Annotated in this window: 17 protein-coding genes and 3 pseudogenes; 10 read left to right on the plus strand and 10 right to left on the minus strand. The window is 56.9% G+C overall.

Going from position 1 to position 21,212, the window contains the following annotated elements; translation table 11 throughout:
• Positions 1-156: 156 nt before the first annotated feature.
• Positions 157-438: pseudogene (locus ACSZOQ_RS03315) on the plus strand (transposase); the annotation flags it as partial.
• Between the two features lie 255 nt (positions 439-693).
• On the opposite strand, the gene ACSZOQ_RS03320 reads toward ACSZOQ_RS03315, so the two are convergent.
• The gene (locus ACSZOQ_RS03320; RefSeq protein WP_439922717.1) at positions 694-1,719 is read right to left on the minus strand and encodes an IS110 family transposase; all 1,026 of its coding nucleotides are present in this window, start codon (positions 1,717-1,719) and stop codon (positions 694-696) included.
• A gap of 87 nt (positions 1,720-1,806) precedes the next feature.
• On the opposite strand from ACSZOQ_RS03320, the pseudogene ACSZOQ_RS03325 reads away from it, so the two are divergent.
• The 7 genes and pseudogenes from ACSZOQ_RS03325 to ACSZOQ_RS03355 form a co-directional block, all read left to right on the plus strand.
• Positions 1,807-2,673, plus strand: a pseudogene (locus ACSZOQ_RS03325) (IS3 family transposase); the annotation flags it as partial.
• A 195-nt stretch (positions 2,674-2,868) separates the two neighbouring features.
• Positions 2,869-3,192 carry an energy transducer TonB gene (locus ACSZOQ_RS03330; protein ID WP_439925939.1) on the plus strand — a complete coding sequence of 108 codons (324 nt, stop codon included), beginning with the start codon at positions 2,869-2,871 and terminating at the stop codon, positions 3,190-3,192.
• 707 nt (positions 3,193-3,899) lie between these two features.
• Positions 3,900-4,620 (plus strand): annotated as a pseudogene (locus ACSZOQ_RS03335) (hypothetical protein).
• Positions 4,617-5,807, plus strand: a complete 1,191-nt coding sequence (ssuD, locus tag ACSZOQ_RS03340; protein WP_439924611.1) for an FMNH2-dependent alkanesulfonate monooxygenase — start codon at positions 4,617-4,619, stop codon at positions 5,805-5,807. Before ACSZOQ_RS03335 ends, ssuD begins: the two are co-directional and overlap by 4 nt.
• Complete coding sequence (locus tag ACSZOQ_RS03345) at positions 5,804-6,610, plus strand: ABC transporter permease subunit (RefSeq protein ID WP_439924612.1); 807 nt, start codon at positions 5,804-5,806, stop codon at positions 6,608-6,610. Before ssuD ends, ACSZOQ_RS03345 begins: the two co-directional genes overlap by 4 nt.
• Positions 6,611-6,618: 8 nt before the next feature.
• Positions 6,619-7,485, plus strand: coding sequence for an ATP-binding cassette domain-containing protein (locus ACSZOQ_RS03350; protein ID WP_439924613.1), 867 nt, complete (start codon positions 6,619-6,621; stop codon positions 7,483-7,485).
• A gap of 34 nt (positions 7,486-7,519) precedes the next feature.
• Positions 7,520-8,053, plus strand: coding sequence for a flavin reductase family protein (locus ACSZOQ_RS03355; RefSeq protein ID WP_439924614.1), 534 nt, complete (start codon positions 7,520-7,522; stop codon positions 8,051-8,053).
• A 162-nt stretch (positions 8,054-8,215) separates the two neighbouring features.
• Here the strand turns inward: ACSZOQ_RS03355 and ACSZOQ_RS03360 are convergent, their stop codons facing one another.
• On the minus strand, positions 8,216-10,138 hold the full coding sequence (locus ACSZOQ_RS03360) for an ABC transporter ATP-binding protein/permease (protein WP_439924615.1): 1,923 nt from the start codon (positions 10,136-10,138) through the stop codon (positions 8,216-8,218).
• Positions 10,139-10,833: 695 nt separating this feature from the next.
• Here ACSZOQ_RS03360 and ACSZOQ_RS03365 point away from each other — a divergent pair.
• Both ACSZOQ_RS03365 and ACSZOQ_RS03370 read left to right on the plus strand, forming a co-directional pair.
• A complete protein-coding gene (locus tag ACSZOQ_RS03365; RefSeq protein WP_439925940.1) occupies positions 10,834-11,037 on the plus strand; it encodes a DUF3551 domain-containing protein in 204 nt (67 codons plus the stop codon).
• A 642-nt stretch (positions 11,038-11,679) separates the two neighbouring features.
• Positions 11,680-13,197: a protein adenylyltransferase SelO gene (locus ACSZOQ_RS03370; RefSeq protein ID WP_439924616.1), complete on the plus strand. Its 1,518-nt coding sequence runs from the start codon at positions 11,680-11,682 to the stop codon at positions 13,195-13,197.
• A gap of 53 nt (positions 13,198-13,250) precedes the next feature.
• Here the strand turns inward: ACSZOQ_RS03370 and ACSZOQ_RS03375 are convergent, their stop codons facing one another.
• The 8 genes from ACSZOQ_RS03375 to ACSZOQ_RS03410 form a co-directional block, all read right to left on the minus strand.
• Positions 13,251-13,595, minus strand: a complete 345-nt coding sequence (locus ACSZOQ_RS03375; RefSeq protein ID WP_439924617.1) for a PRC-barrel domain-containing protein — start codon at positions 13,593-13,595, stop codon at positions 13,251-13,253.
• 320 nt (positions 13,596-13,915) lie between these two features.
• On the minus strand, positions 13,916-14,767 hold the full coding sequence (locus ACSZOQ_RS03380; protein ID WP_439924618.1) for a hypothetical protein: 852 nt from the start codon (positions 14,765-14,767) through the stop codon (positions 13,916-13,918).
• Positions 14,768-14,862: 95 nt separating this feature from the next.
• Positions 14,863-15,891 (minus strand): hypothetical protein, encoded by a 1,029-nt coding sequence (locus ACSZOQ_RS03385; protein WP_439924619.1) that lies wholly within the window; start codon positions 15,889-15,891, stop codon positions 14,863-14,865.
• Positions 15,892-15,942: 51 nt separating this feature from the next.
• The gene (locus ACSZOQ_RS03390) at positions 15,943-16,404 is read right to left on the minus strand and encodes an adenylyltransferase/cytidyltransferase family protein (RefSeq protein ID WP_439924620.1); all 462 of its coding nucleotides are present in this window, start codon (positions 16,402-16,404) and stop codon (positions 15,943-15,945) included.
• Positions 16,401-17,564 carry a LicD family protein gene (locus ACSZOQ_RS03395; protein ID WP_439924621.1) on the minus strand — a complete coding sequence of 388 codons (1,164 nt, stop codon included), beginning with the start codon at positions 17,562-17,564 and terminating at the stop codon, positions 16,401-16,403. Before ACSZOQ_RS03395 ends, ACSZOQ_RS03390 begins: the two co-directional genes overlap by 4 nt.
• Positions 17,565-17,627: 63 nt before the next feature.
• Complete coding sequence (locus ACSZOQ_RS03400) at positions 17,628-18,947, minus strand: glycosyltransferase (protein ID WP_439924622.1); 1,320 nt, start codon at positions 18,945-18,947, stop codon at positions 17,628-17,630.
• Positions 18,944-20,485: a galactosyltransferase-related protein gene (locus ACSZOQ_RS03405; RefSeq protein WP_439924623.1), complete on the minus strand. Its 1,542-nt coding sequence runs from the start codon at positions 20,483-20,485 to the stop codon at positions 18,944-18,946. The genes ACSZOQ_RS03400 and ACSZOQ_RS03405 overlap by 4 nt, the downstream gene beginning before the upstream one ends.
• A 20-nt stretch (positions 20,486-20,505) precedes the next feature.
• A complete protein-coding gene (locus ACSZOQ_RS03410) occupies positions 20,506-21,030 on the minus strand; it encodes a hypothetical protein (RefSeq protein WP_439924624.1) in 525 nt (174 codons plus the stop codon).
• Positions 21,031-21,212 lie beyond the last annotated feature (182 nt).

Below are 21,212 nucleotides of genomic sequence, written 5' to 3' on the forward strand. Positions count from 1 at the left end.
CAGCGACGGAGCGCGGCTGATCGGCGGCACTAGAGTCTGTACAGGTGAAGGTCCGCAACAATCATTGCCAGCTTCATGACTAATCCGGCGGCACTGATCTGCCCCCTTTGAAGTGGTCCTCCCTGAAGTATGTTTTTCGGATGGAGGATAAGATCGATGGCAAGGAAGAGGCATACGGCTGAAGAGATCGTTGCGAAGCTGCGGCAGGTTGATGTGCTGATGGCCCAGGGTCGTCAGGTGGCAGACGCAGTCCGAGCGATAGGCGTGACGCAGTTCACGTATTACCGGTGGCGCAAGGAGTTTGGTGGCTTGAAGGGCGACCAGGTGAAGCGGCTGAAGGAGCTGGAGACCGAGAACACCCGGCTCCGTCGAGCGGTGTCGGATCTGACGCTGGACAAGCTGATCTTGGCGGAGGCCGCAAAGGGAAACTTCTTCTCTATTCGGGGCGCATGATGCAAGCTCCTTTTTGCACGTCCACGATGTCAGAGATCATCCTGCGAGGCTCTTGCTTCTCTCCGAGGTCAGCATTTTGCAGCCTCATGATGGGATCAGAGGGAACGGGCGGAGCCATCTAAGCCGCGCGGTCGTAAGTGCGCCGCACGAGTTTCCTCGGTCTCACCCAATCCCGTCGTCCTCGCGGGACGCCTCCTCCAGCATGGAGGAAGTTGAATCGGTTGTCGTTTTCCTCTGTGATTAGGTTGTAGCTGCGCTCCAGCGGAAGTCGGTATCATCCCTCCACATCCGGTGAAGTATGACCGCGAGCTTGCGTGCAACTGCGACCATCGCCTTTTGCATTCCGCGCCGGCGCGCCACTGCAATGCCCCAGGCCTTGAGCGGGTTCCAGCGACCTGGGCCAGTTAATACGACGAGAGCTGCTTCATAAAGGCTGGATCGAAGCATCACATCCCCAGATCGGGAGATGCGACCCGTCCTGGAGATCTCGCCGGACTGATAAATGCGCGGCGTAAGTCCGTAGTGAGCACCCACGCACTTGGATCTTGAGAATCGCGCGGGATTGTCGACGCACGTTCGGAACGTGAGAGCGACGATCGGTCCGACCCCTGGCGCGGACATCAGGCGGCGACAGACCGGATCGACCTGCACCAGATCAAGCAGCATGCGGTGAAGTTTAGCAAACTGAGCTCGTAGAGCTGCTCGTGCCTCTAACAACGAAGCGGCGATGGCAGCAACGAACGAATGATCTGCAACGAGCTCACGGATACGGTCCTCAAATTTGATTTTGCCAACCACACCCACCTTGAGTCCGAAATTACGCAGCGAGCCCCGCAGGTCATTCTCGATGTCATAAATCTTCCGCTGCAGTAATTTGCGAGAGGTCAGCAGAAGTCTTCGATGTTGGCTGGCGGGAGTTTTGACGTGGACTGCCTTGAACAGCCCGACCCGCATCATCTGGGCGATCCCGCGGGCGTCGTTCCGGTCGGTTTTGTTGATGCGTGCCGAGAGCGCTGCATGCATATGCCGGGTCTCGACACAGATCGCCGCAAGGCCAACGTCGACGAGACCGGCATAGATCCACTGGGATAATGGTCCTGCTTCCAATCCGATCCGCTCGAAAGGCTGACCGAACTCGTGCAAGCGACCGGCTATTGCCTCTGGTGCACTATCAACCATCGTCTCGAGAAGGACTCGCCCGTTCGCGTCCAGGACGCAAATAGCGGTCGTCTTCACGGAGATATCGAGGCCAGCAAACAGTGACATGACGGGCTCCTTCGATGTTGAATATCTGGAGCTTCAATCTCGCCTCGCAACGGACGCCTTGGCGAGGGAAACCCCCGAATACCCCATCTAAGCCCCTCCCGACGCCGTGCGTGCGTCGATCATGTAAGAGCCGAGCTTGGCATCTCCGAGAGACGGGCGTGCCGGGCATTAGGTCAACACCGATCGACGCAGCGCAAGATCCCCACGACACCCGATGACGAGGCGGCTTTGACTGCCGACATCATCGAGCTTGCCCGCCAATATGGCCGCTACGGATATCGCCGGATTACGGCGTTGCTTCGCCGAGCCGGCTGGAGGGTGAACAAGAAGCGTGTTGAGCGGATCTGGCGCTGTGAGGGGCTGAAGGTCCCTGCAAAACAGCCTAAACGCGGGCGTCTGTGGCTCAACGACGGCTCGTGCATCCGTCTGCGGCCGGAGCGGCCCAACCATGTCTGGTCCTATGACTTCGTTGCTGACCGCACCCACGATGGCAAGGCGTTCCGGATGTTGTGCATCATCGACGAGTTCAGCCGTGAGAGCTTGGCCATCCGTGTCGCACGGAAGCTCAAGGCGACCGATGTCATCGAAGCACTCTGCGAGCTGTTCGTCTCGCGGGGCATCCCTGCGCACATACGTTCAGACAACGGCCCTGAGTTCGTCGCCGAGGCGCTCCGGGATTGGATCGCCACCGTCGGAGCCAAGACCGCTTACATCGAACCTGGCAGTCCATGGGAGAATGGCTATTGCGAAAGCTTCAACAGCAAGCTGCGCGATGAACTGCTCAACGGAGAGATCTTCTACACGTTGAAGGAAGCCCAGATCGTGATCGAAAACTGGCGACGTCACTACAACACGGTGCGTCCACACTCATCGCTGGGATATCAACCACCGGCACCCGAGGCCCTCGTCTGGCCAGCATCAAAGGAGATAGTCAAAATGCAACTCCTAAACTAACATTCCAATCGGACCACTCCGTGGGGGCCGGTCACTGAACGCCCGACGACCTCAGCGAAGCGCCAAGGTGCGCCGGTCGTAATCGCGTCTGCACCAAATCCAGTCGCTTTATCCAATCCGGGAGATGGGCTTACGGGAGGTGATGGTGCAAACGCAACCAATTCCAGTGTTCCGTCCGCCTGGAAAAGCAGGCTGCTGTCCCATCTCGATCGCTACAAGCGCTATCCGAATGCGGCTCGCGCGCAGCGTGTCGAAGGCACCGCGCTGTTGAGCTTCGAGATGGATCGTGGTGGTCGCGTGCTCACCTATTATCTGGTTCGTTCGTCCGGCTGGCCCGAACTCGATGATGAGGTTCTCGCGATGATCGAACGTGCCTCGCCGCTCCATCAGCGCCGCCAGAACTCAACGAGCAGATCGTGCAGCTCGTGGTTCCAGTTCGGTTCAGGATGTAGTCGTACCGGTAGGCCGACTAACTCGGAGCGCGTTCGCGGCATTGTGGCCCAAGCAGACATCCATTGATTGAGATCAGGGCTCACGTCGCATTCGTATTCTCTTCTCCTGACACGCGAAAGTGGCTCTGACATCGTGAGCATCGTTGTGACACGACCGAACCCCACCCTTGCGCCATCTCAGTTCCGCCAGGAACAACATTCTCGCGAGCTTGATCGATCCAACATTTTGGTCACGTCGAGGATTGATTTGCGAATGGGATCGTCTTCGAAGCGAATAAATCCGATGGTCTTTATCCTTCAAAGGCGTGGATGTGCTTGAGTAGCGAAGATTTCTGGAAAACAAATCTCACTGAAAAAGCCGAGAGAAAAAACGGAGTGTGGCTGCTTGTCAGCCAAAAACAAACGTGACGCGCATCGCGTAATAACAGCGGGAGCGTTGTTATTTTTTCTCACGTATCGACATTCGTCTGTTTGCTACACATCATCCTGTCAACACGACTCGACCGATCCAGAGTCTGTAGTCGACAAAACGGCAGGAGAGTTGAATGCAGCGCAGCGACTTTGATAGCCGAAGGGGTCGTCGACATCGCGACGCGAGCCCAGTCAGAACCGAACGAAATTTGGCGTCTGCTATCGCGCGTAACGCAACACGGTGTTGTCGACAGGGTTCATAGCTTGGCTTGATCGCGCAAAGGGTCGCCGCCCGCGATATCTTTGGTGACGCACGCAGATCTGACGTTCCCAAACCATCACAACAAGAGCGGAGAATTGAACATGCGTTCGTTTGAACGATTGATGGCGGCTGCCATCTTGTCGATAAGCGTCGTCGCGGCATCCGTAGGAATATCCTACGCTCAGGATAAAGTCGTCCGTGTCGGCTACCAGAAATACGGAAACATCATCCTGCTCAAGGGCAAGGGGACCCTCGAGAAGAAGCTTGCTCCCCTCGGCTTCAAGGTCGAATGGAAAGAGTTTCCGTCCGGCCCGCCGCTGCTCGAAGCATTGAACGTGAACGCCATCGACTTCGGGCACGCGGGTGAATCGCCACCGATCTTCGGTCAGGCCGCCGGCGCGCAGTGGCTCCGTTGATGCCTGGGTGATTTGGGATCCGTATCAAGCTTCCGCGGAAGTCGCGACGGGCGCCCGCACCATCGCTGATGGGACGGGTCTTGCGCCCAATCACCAGTTCTATCTCGCCAACCAGAAATTCACCACGGCTCATCCGGAGATTGTAGACGCGGTGATTGCCGCGATCGCCGATATTGACCGGTGGGCCGATGGCAAGGAAAAGGCGGTCGCCGAGGAACTCAGTGCCGGCATCGGTATTCCGGCTCCTGTGCTGGAGATCGCGCTCAAACGTCAGACTTATGGAGTCCGGCCACTCGATGACAAGGTGGTCGCCGCGCAGCAAAGTATCGCCGATTCCTTCTACGCATTGGGCCTTCTGCCGAAACCCCTGGTCGTCTCTTCGATCGTCAGGAAGGCGGGATCATGAGCATTGCTCCCGCTGCGAGAGCCAACCTGCTGTGGTTTTTGCCGACTCACGGTGATGGCCGCTATCTCGGCACCACAACCGGCGGCCGCGAGGTGAACTTCAATTATCTTCGCCAGATCGCGCAGGCCGCCGATCAACTCGGCTATTACGGCGTGCTGCTGCCGACGGGCCGGAGCTGCGAGGATTCGTGGGTGACGGCCTCTGCGGTGGCGCCGTGGACAGAGCGCCTGCGTTATCTGGTGGCGGTGCGGCCCGGTCTGCAATCGCCGACCGTTGCGGCGCGGATGACGGCGACGCTGGATCGTGTGTCCAACGGCCGGCTGCTGATCAACGTCGTGACCGGCGGCGATCCGGTCGAAAACAAGGGCGATGGCATCCATCTCGATCACGACGAGCGCTATGTCGTGACCCGTGAATTTCTGAATGTCTATCGCGCGCTGTTGGCGGGCGAGACCGTCAACGTCGAGGGCAAGCATATTCGCATCGAGGATGGTCGCCTGCTGTTTCCGCCGGTGCAGCAGCCGCGTCCACCGCTTTATTTTGGCGGGTCGTCGGATGCGGGGATAGATGTCGCGGTCGATACCGTCGACAAGTACCTGACCTGGGGCGAGCCGCCGGCCCAGGTCGCTGACAAGGTCAATCGCGTCCGAGCGGTGGCGGCGACGCGAGGACGACAGCTCAGTTATGGAATCCGGCTGCACGTCATTGTGCGAGAGACCAATGCCGAGGCATGGAGGGCTGCGGATGAACTGATTTCGCACGTCACAGACGACACGATCGCCGCTGCCCAGAAGATTTTCTCGCGAATGGACTCCGTCGGTCAGCAGCGCATGGCGCAGTTGCACGGTGGTCGGCGGGACAAGCTCGAGATCAGCCCCAACCTGTGGGCAGGCGTCGGTCTGGTTCGCGGCGGAGCGGGGACAGCACTGGTCGGCGATCCCGATACGGTCGCCGCGCGGATCAGGGAATACCAGGACGTCGGCATCGATACGTTCATCCTGTCCGGCTACCCCCATCTTGAAGAAGCCTACCGGTTTGCCGAATTGGTATTTCCGCTGTTGTCACCGCCGGCGCGCGATAACGTCAAGTCCATCCGGCTCAATACCGGGCCGTTCGGCGAGACGATCGCCAATGAAAGCCGTCCCATCAATGTTCGGCCGTTGCAGCGGGAGGTCGTACCCTCGTGAACATAGCAGAGACGCTTTCGGGCGACCATAAGTGGCGGTTGCCGCGTCTTGATGGCTTCATTCAGTGGATTCTGCCGGCTGCCATCCTGCTGGTCTGGCAGGTTGCCTGCAGCACGGGCTATGTGCCGGCGCGCGTGCTTCCGGCACCGACTGACGTCGCGCTGGCGGGCTGGAAGTCGCTGCAGTCGGGGGAACTGGGTCGCAACATCTGGGTCAGCTTCTGGCGTGCGACCATCGGCTTCCTGATCGGCGGCGGCATCGGCTTTGCGTTTGGGCTTGCCAACGGGCTATCACAACTCAGCGACAAGGTGACCGACACAACCTTGCAGATGATCCGCAACGTGCCGCACCTGGCGCTGATCCCGCTCGTCATCCTGTGGTTTGGCATCGACGAGTCAGCAAAGCTGTTTCTGGTGGCGCTCGGCGTATTCTTTCCAGTCTACCTGAACACGTTGCACGGCATCCGCACCGTCGACCCTCAGCTGATCGAGATGGGACGCATCTACGGCATGAGCAGCGGCGAATTGTTCCGCCGCGTCATTTTTCCAGGCGCGCTGCCGTCGATCTTCGTGGGCGTGCGGTTTGCTCTTGGCATCATGTGGCTGACCCTGATCGTGGCGGAGACCATCGCTGCATCATCTGGGCTTGGCTACATGGCGATGCAGGCGCGCGAATTTATGCTGATTGACGTCGTCGTGCTGAGCATCCTGATCTATGCGCTGCTCGGCAAGCTGGCCGACAGCGCCTCACGCTTTCTCGAGCAACTGACCCTGTCCTGGCATCCCGCATTTCAGAAACATTGAGAGTGACCATGCAACCATCCCTTCGCGTGCTTTCGTTTGACGTTGATTTCGTGCCGCCGGCCAAACTCATCGAGCAGGCGCGGATCGCACGTCGCGCATCCGAGCCGAAATTCGAGCCAAAACCCGAACTCCGGCCAGGCGGACTTTCCCTGACAATTCGGGGTTTGCGAAAATCGTTTGGTGAGAATGACGTGCTGCGCGGAATCGACCTGCATATCCCGGCGGGTCAGTTCGTCGCTATCGTCGGTCGCAGCGGATGCGGCAAGAGCACGTTACTCCGGCTGATCGCAGGACTCGAGACGGCGACCTCAGGCACCATCAGTTTCGGCGAAGAAACTCGCGCGGAAGATGTGCGCGTGATGTTCCAGGAACCTCGGTTGCTTCCGTGGGCGACGGTTGCGGCAAACGTCGAAGTTGGCTTGGGTCGCGATCGCGCTGCGCACGACGCGAAGATTCGCGCCGAGCAGGCATTAACGGAGGTCGGGCTGCGCGACAAGCGTGGTCAGTGGCCGAATGTCTTGTCTGGCGGACAGAAACAGCGTGTCGCGCTTGCCCGCGCGCTGGTCAGTCACCCGCGCGTGCTGGCGTTCGATGAGCCGCTCGGCGCGCTCGATGCTTTGACGCGCATTTCTATGCAGCGCCTGCTTGAGCGGGTATGGGACGACCAGGCCTTCACCGCGATTCTCGTCACTCACGATGTCTCTGAGGCGGTGGCGCTGGCCGATCGCGTGCTGGTGATCGAGCAGGGGCGGATCGCTCATGATGTCAAGATCGATATCGCGCGTCCCCGCCGGCGCGGCTCTGCCGATCTCGCCGCACTCGAGGGCTCGATCCTGCAGGAGCTGTTGAAAGAAGAACGGTCTGTCGATGCTTGATGCATGCGGTGAACTGTTTTTCATTGAGGCGATCATGAATTTAGTCGTTCGAGACGTTCCGCTGCGAGAGGGGATCACATCGGGTGAGTTCCGGAACGCCATGCGCCATCTGAGTGGCGGGGTCAGCGTCATCACGGCCGGGCGTGGCGATGATATTTCAGGCATGACGGTGACGTCGGTTGCTTCGCTGGCTGTCGATCCGCCAATTCTTACGGTTGCCATCAACCGCAAGGCGTCAACATTGCCGTTGATCCGACGGTACGGCGCTTTTGGCGTCAATATCCTGTCCGGCGACCAAGCCGGTATTGCCGACCGATTTACCGGCGGAGATGGGAGCAAGGGAGCGGAACGCTTTGCTGGCAGTTCGTGGACAATAGGCGCGTTCGGCGTGCCGCTGCTTAGGGATGCGCTGGTTGCGATCGGCTGCGAGGTGGAAGAGCTCATCGAGCGACATTCTCACGTGATCGCGCTGGGCCGCGTTGCTCATCTGGCGGCCTCGGAAGGGAACGCAGCTCTTGCCTATTGGCGGGGTGAATACCTTGCGATCGAACGGAACAGCACGGTCTAGCAGGATCCGCGCGTGGCTCGATCAGGTGCAAGCGTATTCGCCAAAGACGGCGTGTGTGATGCTTCCGGTTAGACGCGCACAACGCCGACGGCCGCCGCCACGCAGCTGTGGTCAGCCTGGCGCAGCCGCCGAGACATCTCGCTTATCATCGCAGTGCTCATCTCAACGAGATGCCTTGTCCTGGCGCTGGCGCAGGAAACGACCCAGCAGGCGGCGTTTTCCCTTGCGCGGAATGAGGTCAATATCGCTGACTAGCTTCGCGCCACCCTTGCCTCGCTCCAGAACAATCTTTCGAGTATGAAAGGCTTCGAGTTCGACGCGATGCGCCACGCTGACGACGGTGGCATTAGGAAGCTCCTTGTTGAGAAGGTCCATCATCTTGTCCTGGCTCTTTGCGTCGAGCGCGGATGTTGCTTCGTCCAGCACGATAATATCGGGGTTATGCAAAAATAGCCTGGCGAAAGCGAGCCGCTGCTTCTCGCCCCCCGACAGCGTCTGGTCCCAAGGCGCCTCTTCCTCAAGTCGATCCTTGAGGTGAGCAAGTCCTACTTTGTCCAGAGCAGCGCCAATTTGTTCGAGAGTCCAGTCTTCCGCACTCGCGGGGTAGGCGGCAGCGCGACGTAACGTGCCAAACGGCACGTACGGCTTTTGCGGGAGCATGAACAACCGGCGGTCCGTATGGAAGCTGACGCTGCCGCCACCCCATGGCCAAAGACCGGCGATAGCACGCACCAGCGTGCTTTTTCCGGTTCCAGATTCGCCTGCCACCAGCACCCGCTCGCCGGCCTCGATGATCACTTCTGCTTCTCCCACCACGGCGGTGCCGTCGTCGAGTGTCACGGACAAGTCGTTAAGGCTGAGCATCGCTTCGCCCGCGGTCTCGCCGCGCTGGATGCGGCCGACACCGTCGCCACGCTCGGCGCGGTCCAACCCGTCGATTGACATCATCAGCGACGCAATCCGCCGCGCGCAGGCATTCCAGTCAGCCAGACGGGGATAATTGTCGACAAGCCAGCCGAACGCGCTTTGCACGATGGTGAAGGCCGATGCCGCCTGCATCACATGTCCCAACGTCATGCTGCCATCGAGGTATTTCGGCGCGCACAGTAACAGCGGAATGACCGGAGCGATCAGGCTCGATCCCTGCGATACGACGGTGGTGCGCATGTGCTGACCGCAGAGGAGTGCCCATTGCTTGATCACGCCGGCGAACGTTTTGTCGATTCCGTTGCGCTCTTCCTCCTCGCCACCCAACAGGGCTATGCTTTCGCCGTTCTCGCGAACGCGCGTCAATGCGTAGCGATATTCGGCTTCGGCCTGGTTTTTACTCTCCGAAACCGCGACGAAGTGGCGGCCGATGTAAGCCATCGAACTGCTGGTCACTCCGGCATAGATCACCGCCGCCACCACGAGGAAACCGGGCACGGTGAATGTCGATCCGCCGAACGTTACGGTCAGTGCGCCACCAATGGTCCAGAGCACCACAATAAAGGTTGCGGCCGAAAGGAACGCGGATATCACGCCGGAGGCGAAATCCACGGGCGCGTCGGTGGCGACCCGCAGATCCTCGGCGATGCGATATTCCGGGTTTTGGTGGTCACCGCTGACAAGATTGAGTTGATAGTAGCGGCCGTTGGTTAGCCACCGGGACACCACTGAATCGGTCAGCCACGCGCGCCAGCGGCGCTGGATGCCCATGCGTGCGAACACCTGAAAAACGCCGAGCGCCACGCTGCCGATCGCGAGCGGAAAAAATACCCCCGTTAGATAAAAAACCGTGGCGGAGTCACGCTTCTCGATGGCGTCAAAGATCGAGCGATTCCAGACGTTGATGGCGTATTGGAACGCGACGTTTGTAATGATCAAGGCGATCAGGCCGAGAGAGAACACCCACGCCAGCTTGCCGCCGTTGGCACCCCAAAATCCTTTGGCGCTGATCCAGAACCGCGTGAGCAAATAGTCCCTGCGTGCCTGCTCAATCTCCTCCGGCGAGAGATCCGCGTCGGGTTCCAGGATTTCTGGAGGCGGGGGTTCGATGGCTTGTCCGGTCTCCGCGACAACTTCTAGGATTGGCGGCTTCGGCATGGCTCACGACCTCGGTTGAATAGTAACGCGCTGCGATAGGCCACGACCGGACGACAAGCAATCCAGCCCATCTCGCTTTGCTCGATATGCTGGTCGGCCCGGCCTTTTCAAAGGTGATATTGAAATGCAATAAGCGATCTTAGGGGCGTCTGGAATTGTTGCGTTGGGAAGAGAGTTTCCGAGTTCAATTTAGGGGAGGGCGCGACGGCGTAATTGGGAAACGTCTGGATCCCATATCAAACCGGCAACCGCGACGCAGCCTGACCATTTACAGGCTCCTCGCGCTTTTCCTTTCTGTCATCGCACCATTGGGCGGTGCCACTAGCACACCCCCGAGAACTCCCAGAACAGAGGGTTCTTGTCCCAATGTGAATGCCGGATATACCACCGACGTGATAATTGATTTGAGCTGTCGGGCGGGTTGAGCTTCGTTCAAAGCGCTCCGTGGCGAGGAACCGTGTTCCCCCGTACTCCCTGTTAATCGGGAAATCGCGGCGGAGATCCGTTCGCACCCGACTGCATCCGCCACGGTTCAACGAGGGACACGCGATGCCGTCCGGCACGAGTAAAATAATACTTTTGTATTATTTGTAGAATTATTTTTTTTACGATATTTTAATAACATTTGATATCGGTTTTATAGGAGGGGTGACGTGAAAACCACTCTCGCAACAATTCTGACAATAGGAACATTAGTGGGCTTCGGCGCGTCGGCGTCAGCTCGGCCTGCAACGTTATTCACTCAATATGATGCCTACTGCCTACAGGGCGGACTTTGGGGCTACCCGGGTAGTTGTATGTTCTCGAGCTTTCAGCAATGCAGAACAACAGCATCAGGAGTTAGCGGAACCTGCGTTAGAAATCCGAGGTCATACTACCATCCTGAGTTTGCTGGTTAGTTATCGCTCAGCTTCGAAGCCCGTCAGACCCGGCGGGGTTTTCTATCGCTGCCCGGGCAATTCGCCGGACGCAATCAGTGTTTCCAAACGGGCTGCGTTGACGGCGATGTCGCTCGATTCAGCCCCCGATGAACGCGGTCCGCTGCCGCCCTTAGAATCTATTCTGCCATGAGCGCCTTCGTTGGCGGTCTGATCGGATTCGCAAGGCAGCATCATTTAGAGCTGCCATAACGCTCGCGTCAGTTCCAGCGAGAACCGCGATATGTCGTTCCTCCGCTTTGGTTCTGCTCGTCCAATAGCTGGGCAATGAGGCGACGAAATTTCTGGAATTTCCACTCGAGTTCTTCGTACTTGTCGCACATGGCCGATCCGGCCGTGCCGAGTCATCCACCCGTGGCTAACGCGACCGCATACGTCCGGTTTCCAGATCAGGACTCTGTCTAAAGCGCACCGCACGTTTCTCTCGGCTCGCTGGCACCCGATCTGCGCGAGACCGCAGGCTTGCGCAAAGTGCGGGACGTCTTCATTCCCGACCTGCATATCGACATGATTGCTGTATAAGGGCGTGACTTCCGTTACGACCTGTTAAACCGCAAGCCTCTCAGCCCTTGCTTTTCGCGGCCAAGGAACGACTTAAAGGCCATGACCTCCTTAACAGAAATTGCCCGTTCCACCTCCGTAAATCCGGCAGCACCCATCCCGTTCGACAACACCTATACCCGGCTGCCGGAAGCATTTTATCAGCGCGTGAAACCGGCGACGGCGCCAGCGCCCACACTCGTGCGCGTGAATGACGCGCTCGCCCGGCAGCTGCGCATTGATCCTCAGTTCCTCAAAAGCCCTGAGGGAGTTGCCATTCTTTCCGGCAACGTCATCGCATCCGGTTCCGAGCCGATCGCGCAAGCTTACGCCGGACATCAGTTCGGGGACTTTGTACCGCAGCTCGGCGACGGGCGCGCTATCCTGCTCGGTGAAGTCGTCGACGTTGCGGGAAAACGCTATGACCTTCAGCTCAAAGGTTCTGGCCGGACCCGCTTCTCAAGAGGCGGCGATGGCCGCGCCGCGGTGGGTCCTGTCATCCGCGAATACATTGTCAGCGAGGCCATGGCCGCGCTCGGCATTCCGACGACGCGCTCCCTGGCTGCGGTGCTGACCGGCGAAAGCGTCATGCGCGAACGCGTGCTGCCGGGCGGTGTCCTCACCCGCATTGCATCGAGCCATCTGCGCGTCGGCACGTTTCAGTATTTTGCTGCACGGGGCGACGTCGAAAATCTTCGTGTTCTTGCGGACTACGCCATCGAGCGACACTATCCGGAAGCGCGCTCGGCTGAAGATCCATATCGCGCCTTCTACGACGCGGTGGTCGCGGCCCTGGCCCGGCTGGCAGCCCGATGGATGCTCATAGGTTTCATCCACGGCGTCCTGAACACCGACAACACTGCGATCGCGGGCGAGACGATCGACTACGGCCCCTGCGCCTTCATGGACGTCTACCATCCGGACAAGGTCTTCAGTTCGATAGACCAGTTTGGACGTTATGCGTTCGCCAATCAGCCCGCTGTCATCAAATGGAATTTGACCCGGTTCGCCGAGACACTGCTGCCGCTGATGGCGGACGGCGCAGACAAGGCGATTGAAGCCGCGAACGCATCGATCAGGCTCTTCAATGATCATTTCAACCAAGCATACCTTACCGGCCTGCGGCAGAAGCTCGGTCTTGCGAGCGAGATCGAAGGCGATCGCGAACTCGGGTCCGATCTTCTGGCATTGATGGCTGAGAATCAGGCGGATTTCACATTGACCTTCCGCGCCATGTGCGAGGCCGCAGCAGATACAAAGGGCAATGCAGGCGTGCGCACGCTTTTCGCAAACCCTCCCGCCTTCGACGAATGGGCCACACGCTGGCGCGAACGCCTGTCGCTCGAAGAGCGACCCGCCGAGGCCCGCCGGACCGCCATGCGGGCAGCCAACCCCATGTTTATCCCGCGCAATCACCGCATAGCGGCGGCTATCCAAGAGGCCGAAGCGGGACACTTCGATAAATTTCACGAACTCGTCGAGGTGCTGGCGCATCCCTACGATGACCAGCCGGAGTATGCGCACTATGGGAAGCCGCCGGCACCGGGAGAAGAAGTCCTGCAAACCTTCTGCGGGACATAATCAGTAAGCTCGCGTCAGCCGCTGCCGGCGATGCTCGGTCGCGGCTTCAGATATCACCAGTAGTCGTCGATCTCTTTGCTACGGGCGGGATCTGACCAGTTCCAGCTGCTATCGGTTTTATACTTCGGGGCACTCTTCAGCTGATCCGCGGTTACGTCGATCCGATAGCCGCCAAGACCGGTGTCGTACATCAGGGAATTCCAGGGCAGCGGGTAATATTCGTTACCGATGCCAAGAAATCCACCGAAACTCAGCACGGCGTAGGAAACCTGCCCGTTGATTTTTTCAATCATGATGCGTTCGATTGAGCCGATTTTTTCATCGTTGGCACCATAAACAACTGTTCCCTGGACTTTATCACTGCCGATCAAGAAGCCGGTAGTTTCTTCCATCGCCATGGGATTCTCCCTCGTTACAAGAGAAAAAGCGAACGGCGCGTGAAATGTTCCCTGGGGCCAGGAAAGAAGTACGGTTGTCGTCATGTCCAAAATGGATGGCCTGCAGATCGCCTGGAGTTGCGTCGAGCACCGCAAGAGGCGAGGGTGTTGCACGGGAATCTTGTCGAAGTGTGCGGCTATTCCCCAACGCGGCTCTGCGCGATGGTCACGGCGCTCTGCAACATCGGCTTGATGTATCGGCGCGGGGGGTGTTGCAGGGGCGTCGCGGGCGCCTGCCGTCAATTCTCAACAGGCCAGGCCTCCCATGACCCTGGGATGACTTAAATTAATCGACCCTCTCGAACGCCAAATTCCAGGTAGTGGCAAGCCGCACGCAAGTCGCTCATCTGCGCCAGGTCAGCATATCTTTTTTTATATGAGCTCGCATCAAACCCATCCGGTAAACTGCCCAGTGAATATGAACTGAAGAAATTGACTCCAGCATCCAGCAGTTCTTTCTCACGGCTCAGGGAAATGTCCTGGCCATGAAAGTAGACGTCGGCCAAATTCGTCAGGCGCTTCATGCCATCCCGGTGAAGGTTCTCTACTTGCATGCCGGGAGTTCTCCACCTGACACTTATGCCCAGCGGGTCCAACTCTGAGGTCGCGTAACGAGCGAAGTCATAGGCCTCGTCTGAGCAGGGATCCGAGTCGTAGTGCTTCCATAAAGCGACCACAACTTTTCGGATCGCAAACGGGCGACACACGTCAATCCATTCATGCCGGTAGACTTGATAGTATAGCCTTTTCAGAAGAGAACCGTGCTTGTTTGCCAGGAAATGCAAGAAGTCGGGGAATTGGACGTCCGGGAATTTTGCGTCAATGACTATCTTTGCGTCTGGCAGAATTTCTAGAAGTCTTTCGACCAAGCTGAACGTGACAGGATTAAATTTTTCGAACACTCGGAGCCGCTGAAATTCGTCCTGAGTCATCGAGGCGAATTTTTTTTCAACCCCATAGAATCTCTGCTCCGTCTCATCGTGAGCAAACCCAAAGCCATCGGCTAACTTGACGCAATCGAGTTCTATCTGCCTTTCGCCAGCTGCGAGTGAAGTAAGAACCGCTTCGATCGAATTGGTTTGTCCATATCCATCTACCTGGCCTCCGCCGTGGATAATCGTCTTACCTGCCATTACACACGCCGTCCTTTGACGTTATTGCAGCCAACGGGTTGAGTGGTTATTCGCCCGCGCTTGGTAATGCCTTAAGACACCCCACCCTCTTGCGCTCATTTAGCGCCAACGCGAGACTGGCTGGCATAGTACAGAACCAAACCAGTCAGGCTCTCGGGAGCCGTTTCAGGCAAGGCATGTGTTGGGCGCGGCGCCCATGATTGAATGACCGCCTGTTGTGGATGAAGCTTATAATCGTGCTCGAATAACCTGATATGACTCTTCGCGCTATCGATCCAATCTTTGTCGGTACGGTCATTCGGCATGCCATTATAAATAATGCCAATATTTCCTACCAAGTTCTGTGCGCGCAAGACTTCGAGCTGATTATAGAAACTCAGGGCAGCGGTTACCTGCTGCGAACCAGCTGAAAACGGCACGTCCAATTGCATGAACGAGATGCTTCGTCCTAGCCGATCACGAAGCCCGCTGAGCCATTTCCCCAGGTCATCTTTCCATTCCGGCTGATATCCGACTCCGCTCGGTTCGATATCTCCGATCTTCACCGTCGAGAATTCTTCACGATACACACGAAGCACGGGCATCACGAGATCTAGAACCTGCTCAATCGAATGGCGGCAGCCCGGTTGCTTGCCGGGAAGCCCTTTGTAATATCGTCCAAACCAAAGTGGCTCATCCATGGCCACGTAGGCGATCAAGCCCCCCGCATTCTTGATCTTTTTTGAAATCAACTTCGCGCGGGCTGTCGTCGAGTAACCTTCTACCCCATGTCCTCCGCACGCCGGTTTGGTCGCTTCCGGGTTGTTCATCACTCCCGCCTCAACAGCGATCGAGATATGACGTCTATTCAGATCTTGCACGATCTTGTTGACTTGTTCTTGAGGGGCATGTTCGAGGTATGAACCGTACAGCTTGAAGACGGCGATGACCTGCGCCGCATTGCGCCAGGAAGCGCCAGAATCGAACATGTCAAGAAAATCAACTGCGCGATTCAAGGGAGAAGGTGGAACGGAAGCTTGAGGCGCAATCCAGATTTCGGTCGCCGATAAGCTGCCAAAGGCTGCCGAGAACAGCAGCAAAAAGATTGAAACTGTTGATCGAAGGAAAAGGTGTTGCTTCCTCATTTCCGTATCCGACGATCGGAACGGCTCTAACACCGCGCCTTGGTGAAAAGCCTAGTACTTGTCTATCTGCGCCCGCAGGTGATCGAGCGTATTCTTCATCGATACGATCGTATCACTATCGAGTTTTCGCAGATAGCCTTTGATGTCGGTAGTGGAAATATCCGACGTCCGGCTCACATATGTAACGATGCAGCCGGTCTCAGTAGACAGGTGATCGAACTTTCCGACCCAATCGTCCCCCATGGCGAATATTCTGATCTCGTGCTTTCGTATATCACTCGATTTTTGCTGCCAGGTCTTCTCGGGTATCACCATATCGACATATCTGCAGCTTAATAGGATTTCTGCTCTCTCGTTGTATCCGATTACTGATTTCTTCCCCTTGATTTCGTTGAATTCATCAGTGGAGCATCCAACGATCAAACGGTCTCCGAGGCTGCGCAAGCGCTGCAATAGGCGAACGTGGCCCACGTGAAACAAATCAAAGGTTCCGTAGGTGATAACGTTGGTCATGTTGAACAGCCTCGCGCTGAGCTGAAAGTGACATCGCTGGCGAGTAGGCAATCCTCGTAAATCTTACGAACTGCCGGGTCAGAAAATTTTACGCCGTCGATAAAGCGTCGCAGATGGACAGCTCGTTTGGCTTCTTTCTCGGTACTGAGCAAAACGTCCAGTTTCACGCCTGGGAATAGGCGTTTCAGATCCAAGACCCAGAAGCTTTGATCAGCGCCGGTCAGATTGACTTGGCCCAATCCACGTTCGCAGATCACCTTCGCAATGGTATCGAAGTTTGCGTCAGCTGGCATGTCGAGCCGTCGGTCCGTATTTGCTACGAAGCCGGCAAGTTGCGCTCGGCACAAACTCGGTGGCATGCCCCTCACCATCGTTGACAGCAGAGCATCATAGTCAAATTCGAATTTCTCCCAATCCGACCCCATCAACTTGAGCGCAACTTTATCGTGCGAATGAACAACAATATTGGCAGCAACGTTCCCGTATTCGTGCCAGATATCCTTTTCATAATTACTGAAGGCGCGTGCGCGAAGCGAATCCAGATGAACGAACGTGCCGGGTCTGACCCACGTCTCCGGAATTTGCTTTGTATGATACATGCCCCAGCCCGACAGGTTTCTTATCAGGCCCGCACTATCGACACTTGTATAAAATACGTCTATCTGCGCCCAAGGCACGACGACGCGTATTCCGTCTGCGAGCTCGATGGAGGCGCGCCGAGTATTCGTATCCTGCTGTAGCCCCAGGATGTGGTATCCTCCGCCGGTGTAGGGCGCTGCCACAGGCCAACAAACGTACCCGCAGTCTCGCAATAACGGCAGGACCACGGTTTCGAAGTGTTTGATTTGATCTTCGAAAATGATCACATCCAGATCATCATTCCACGGGGGCATGCGACCATTGCGGACGTAGCCGACGATTGCGCCTGCGAATAAAAAATATTCGAGCTTGTTGCGTTCGAAGACCCGCAGCACTTGTTTGTAGATCTCTTTGGAGCCGTCGGTTAGCTGCTCGTATTTTGCATTGGATATCCCCGCTATCGAAGTGCGGATTGCCGGGAGCGAACTGTCGAATAAGGGTGTTGCTAGATTCACGTGTGAACTCGCTCCCTCGTACTCGCCAAGCATATGCGTTCCTTCCTGCTGAGCGGCGAAAGTCACGAGCAATGTTTCCCAATCTGCTCCAACCGCCCATCAGAAATGATCATCCGACGCCTCCTTTGCCTAACCGTGACTCTGCCGGTGGCCGTAAACGGCGTGCCCGGTGGTGCTGGCTGAAAATTCTCTCCAAAGACTCAGATGAGCATCCAGCATCTCGTCTTCGGTCCACGGCTGTTCAATGGACCGGTTTGTCGAAATCCATTGCTGCTCGTTCCCGACCAGCTTCAGCATAAGCTCGGCCAGAGAATGGCTATCGCGAGGTGAGAAGGTGAACCCGTTCTTTTGCGGGATTACTCTTTCCTCCAAGCCGGCAATTGCGGAAGCGACAACCGGCCTGCCGAACATCCAGGCTTCAGAGACGACAAGACCGAAAATTTCCCACCACGTTGACGGAACGATCACCCAGTCAACGGAGGCCATTCGTTCGGCCAACTGATCCCGTGCATAAGCGCCATTCTCGCGCACGGTAATCCGGCCGGATTGAAACTTGCGCAGTTCTTCTACCTGTTGATTGATCTTGGTCAGATAAGGACCGGACGCGTAATGCTTATTGCCACCGTTTATTTCGACCACAATACCCGCGGCGGGAAGCCGTTGCTCTCTCGCGAGCAACAGCAAGGCGTCCAAAATCACATCCACGCCCTTGTTGTCGATGAATTGGCCGAAGAAGCCAAAGCGATTGACTTGCCGCGAATGCTGACTGCGGTCGAATGCGGCACCAAGGTTCGCCTGACCGTTTGGGATGACGACGCACTTCTCCTGAGGCAGCCCCCATTCCACGTATCGCTCGGCAATGAATTCAGATGGAAAGACGAAAACGTCGCACTCGGAAAGAGCGGCCTTCAGCCGCGCAGCCCGCAATGTAACAAACTCTGGACGAAGATCGGGGAAGCACTTGTTGCACGAAACAGGAGAAGCCGCCCGACAGAGATCGCGCGAACCCTTTTTCACCATTTGGCCGTCGGCCATGCATATGGCCATCATTTCATGGAACGTAAAGCAGATGACCGCATCCGGCGCCCCGATCCTGGCCGCACGAATCGATTCCACGCCGACGCGATGATAGTGATGGAAGTGAATGACGTCTGGCTTGAGGCGCTCTATCAGTTCGCGAAAAAACTGGATCGAGCGCCAATCTCCCACTGACAGATGCAGGAAGTCATAGTACTGCGGAAAGTAGAAATACTGCCGCTCTTCTCCTTGCACGGGGACGATCGGCGCGCCGGGTTTGCCGTATACCTGATCGTGATTGGCCTCGAGCGCGGCGATAAAATAGGCGTCGTGTCCCTGCTTCAGGCTGGCCTGAAACATTTCAAATGCCACCTGTTGAGCGCCACCCGGTGCTATCGAAGGATGAAGGTAGCTAACATAGACAACTTTCATGGAACCCGCCTGCTTGTTTTGGCGAGATGCTTGTCGAAGTAGTCGCCATGTTCCGCCGTGAAGAAATACCGGTTCGCCGTGGACGCTCCACGATATTCTTCACCTCGGGCACGCGAACCTTGCCCTTCCAGATGCACAAGTCGAATCTGCGGGTGTATGCAAACTGGCCCGTTCGACGCGCTCCAGCGCAACGATAGATCGGCGTCTTCGTAGTGGCCGTAGATGTAGCGTGTCGAAAATCCACCAAGCTTTTCAAACATAGGCTTTTCAAACGCCATTACGGCACCCGTTATCGCCGGCACGGTCTTGGGTTTCTGCCACTCCCGTTCAGCGAAAGGCACGCCCTTGTCAAAATGCTCGACGCGCAATAAGCGACCATATGGTGCAAGCAGGGAGTCGTCGGTTCGATTCAAAGAATTGCGTCGCACAAACGCATCTTTGTCGATGAACATGCCCGAATGCATGAGATTGTGGTCATCATAGAACAGCAATCCGCCCCAGAGTGATTTTCCCAATTTGGCATCTGCCAGCACTTGCGCCATCTGGGAAGCGTAGGCTGAAACGGCGTATACATCTGGATTGATGATGAAGATCCGGTTGCTGGCCGCATGATCGATAGCGACATTGTTTGCCGCGCCAAAGCCTGCGTTGTCCCCCAAAACAATGACAGTGATCATCACGTCATACAGGTCCGACATAAGGCGCGCGTACCGCAACACCTCGTCGGCGTCCTCGGGCGAGTTGCAGACGTAGATCCATTCGCCGAAATCTATCCCGGCGGCGCGAAACAACATTGGCTGAAGCTTGATTGGTTCGGTCGAGCCGAATAACACGGTCACGAACGAGCTTGACACCTTACGCGGTCTGAAGCGCTCGACGTAAGGGCTAGAAATGGCGGATGCCACGTGCGACCGAAATAGCTGGATGAGAGCTTTTCCTGAAACTCCGCAGAGAAAACTATTCAGATCCGCTTGTTTGCCGGAATGCGACTCACACGTAGCAATGATTTGCAACAGCGTATTAAGAAGACGCTTGTCTGACACGATTTCAGGCGTGATTTTCGTCTGAAAGCTACCGGCCAGCGAAGCGACCTGAAACAGCAGTGATTGCTTCAATAGAGACTTCGAAGGAGACTGCCCAAAGCTAACGAACCCATAGTCGTAAGCGCCGTCCCTCACGTGTTGTTCGACGTCCTTGCGGGCATGCCGGAAACAAGCCGTTTGCGGCAACTCAATAGTGAATTCACCGCCGATAAGCTTCATTCGCGGAGTTTCACATCCTTCGTCGGCGAGCCAGCCGAGGATCAGGCAGAACCCGGACTCCGAAACCAAGTACCGTTCGACCGAGCAGGCCACAGCCCCGGTTTCGCGGCGAATGGTAGAGTGCTTGTTCTCGTCGATGCCCAACCGCAGATAATGATCGAGCGCGCTAGCAGCTTCACCCGATGTCAACGCAGTGCGGGCGAGGGGATTGGATTCGAGATAACGAGACTCGTCGAAGTTGCGAATAGCGACAGGAAGCAGCGGCGCTTCTAACATGTTCATCTCTCAATCAAGGTTCAGCGGGGCGGAGCGGGGAGCGCCAACCCGCGGTATCCACGCCTGACGAAATCGTCCTGCGCGTGTCTTTCATCGATGGATGGCTCATGAACGCCCATATAGCGGCGCGCGTACCACTTAGCGTCGACGCCAGGCTTGGACGGCAACCTGCCTTCAGCGTATCCGAAGTTCTCGAAGTGCTCCGCCGCACTCGCTACTTTGTCCTCGAGCATGGCCTGTGCGACGTCGGGATAAGTCTCAAGGTACCATTCGCTGTCTACGATTTGTCGAGAGCCGAGACGCCCCTCAAGGTATCCCACCGACCTAAAGTGCGCCCAACCCGATGCAAACCGAGCGCTGCTGACGGCAGCAGCAATGTCGGGATAAGTTGTGAGATACCAATCTTCATCAAAATCCCAGAAGGAGATATACAAGTTGAGAAGCGCCGCCAGTATCTTGCGAGGAAGCGTAATCTCATCTGCGTCGGTCTTCCATCGGTCAGGCAAATCACCAAAGACAACCCGGGGATTCGGGATATTCACCATGCGACCTTGTCCTCAATTCCTCACCGTATGCGCCACGGCGTCCGCGCAGATCCCACGGAAGTATCTTGACGTAACGACTGCTTGAAATTCATCACCCCGTCGTACCGCTGTCACTGATAGTTCACACATTCTGCTTTTCCGTTCACAAAATATAAGTGCTTTAATTACAATCCGAACCTCGC

The organism is Nitrobacter sp. JJSN, assembly GCF_051912485.1.
Lineage (GTDB): Bacteria > Pseudomonadota > Alphaproteobacteria > Rhizobiales > Xanthobacteraceae > Nitrobacter.